We start from the raw sequence: 1,602 nt of genomic DNA, 5'->3' as shown, positions 1-1,602 counted from the left end.
CTCCTATCTTTAAGTCGTTGCATTTTTAAGCCTTTTATCGAATGCTTATGGATGCAATGCAGATTCTGGCGGGCAGGGTTGCCGACATGGCCGATGAGAGCCTTGCTTCTCGTAAAGGAGTCTGGCAACCTGCCCCATCCGGGCGAGGCCGCGGATAAGCTGGATGAGGGTGGCCGCGCGCCATTCCTCGGATCTCTTCTAGGAGGTAGCGGTCCCGGGTGCGGTAGCAGGAGCCCGCCGCTAGCGGAAGGAGCCGCCCATGATCTACGCAGGTGTGGACATCGCCAAGGTGGACCACGTGATCGGCGCCGTCGACGAGACGGGGGCCGAGGCCGCAAGGCCCATGAAGTTCAAGAACAGCGAGGCCGGCTTCGAGAGGTGCATAGCCTGGCTGGAGTCCGTCGCCGAGTCGGAGGACGACGTGTTCGTCGGCATGGAGGCCACCGGCCACTACTGGAAGGCCTGCTTCGCCTACCTGATGGCCGCGGGCTACCGCGTGTGCGTCGTCAACCCCATGCAGGTGCACGCCATGCGCAGGCTCAAGAGCCTGTCCGGCGTGAAGAACGACCGCATCGACTCTTGGCTCATAGCCGAGACGCTGCGCCAGGGCGACTACGACGAGACGAGGCTGGCCACCGACGAGGTGCAGGCGCTCAAGCAGCTCACCCGCTACCACCAGGGGCTCAAGCAGGAGCTCGCCGCCGTGAAGACCCAGGCCATATGCGTGCTCGACGCCTACTTCCCGGAATACGCGGCGCTGTTCTCCGACATGTTCGGGGCCGCGTCGCTCAAGGTGCTCGCGGAATGCCCGACGCCCTCCGAGGTCGCCCGCAAGCGGGCGACCTCGATAGCGAAGCTGCTGTCGGAGGGCTCGCGCGGCAGGCTCGGCGACGCCAAGGCCGCCGAGGTCAAGGCCGCGGCAAAATCGTCGGTCGGCATAAGGCTTGGCGAGGAGGCCGCCTCGTTCCAGATCAGGACGATGGTCTCGCAGGTCGAGTTCCTGAACGCCACGATTGCCAAAGTCGAGAAGGAGGTCGCCTCGCTGCTCGCGAGGGTCGAGCCCGACATCACGACCATCCCCGGCGTGTCCACGACGACCGGCGCCCAGATCGTCGCCGAGATCGGCGACGTGAAGAGGTTCAGGAACGCCGCGTCGATCGTGAAGTACGCGGGGCTCAACTCCGGCGTCGATGAGTCGGGCAAGTACTCGGCCGAGGGCGTTCCCATAACCAAGCATGGCTCGCCCTACCTGCGCAGGTCGCTGTGGCTGGCCGCGAACCGGGCCAGGCAGTACGACCCGAGGCTCAAGGAATACTACGACAAGCTGCGCCGCAAGGGCAAGCCCCACCGCGTCGCGGTCACCGCCGTGGCGAGGAAGCTGTGCCACGTCGTCTACGCCGTCATGCGCGACAGGAAGCCGTACGACCCGGCCAAGTAGCCCCGGTTGGCATATCCGCCCTAGCCGCCATCGCATCTGCGATGCGCCCCATTGCGCCCAAAAGCATTCGATATTCGGCTGTCAAAGTGCGTTAATCGGATAAACCTACTCAGCTTCAAAAAACTTCGGATTATCCCTTGACTTCATATAGCTGGTCTCCTTTC

General features: G+C 63.8%; 1 protein-coding gene. It reads left to right on the top strand.

The window, feature by feature from the left end:
* The first annotated feature begins 259 nt into the window (after positions 1–259).
* Positions 260–1,438 carry an IS110 family RNA-guided transposase gene (locus tag SFHG_RS00010; protein WP_042431913.1) on the top strand — a complete coding sequence of 393 codons (1,179 nt, stop codon included), beginning with the start codon at positions 260–262 and terminating at the stop codon, positions 1,436–1,438.
* Positions 1,439–1,602: the final 164 nt, after the last annotated feature.

Source organism: Senegalimassilia anaerobia JC110, assembly GCF_000236865.1.
GTDB classification, from domain to species: Bacteria; Actinomycetota; Coriobacteriia; order Coriobacteriales; family Eggerthellaceae; genus Senegalimassilia; species Senegalimassilia anaerobia.
Note: the sequence above shows the minus strand (reverse complement) of the source record. Positions and strands in the feature narration are given on the sequence as shown.

Excerpts from the sequence above, each read along its gene's own strand:
- SFHG_RS00010 (WP_042431913.1), top strand. The coding sequence starts at position 260 with ATGATCTACGCAGGTGTGGACATCGCCAAGGTGGACCACGTGATCGGC.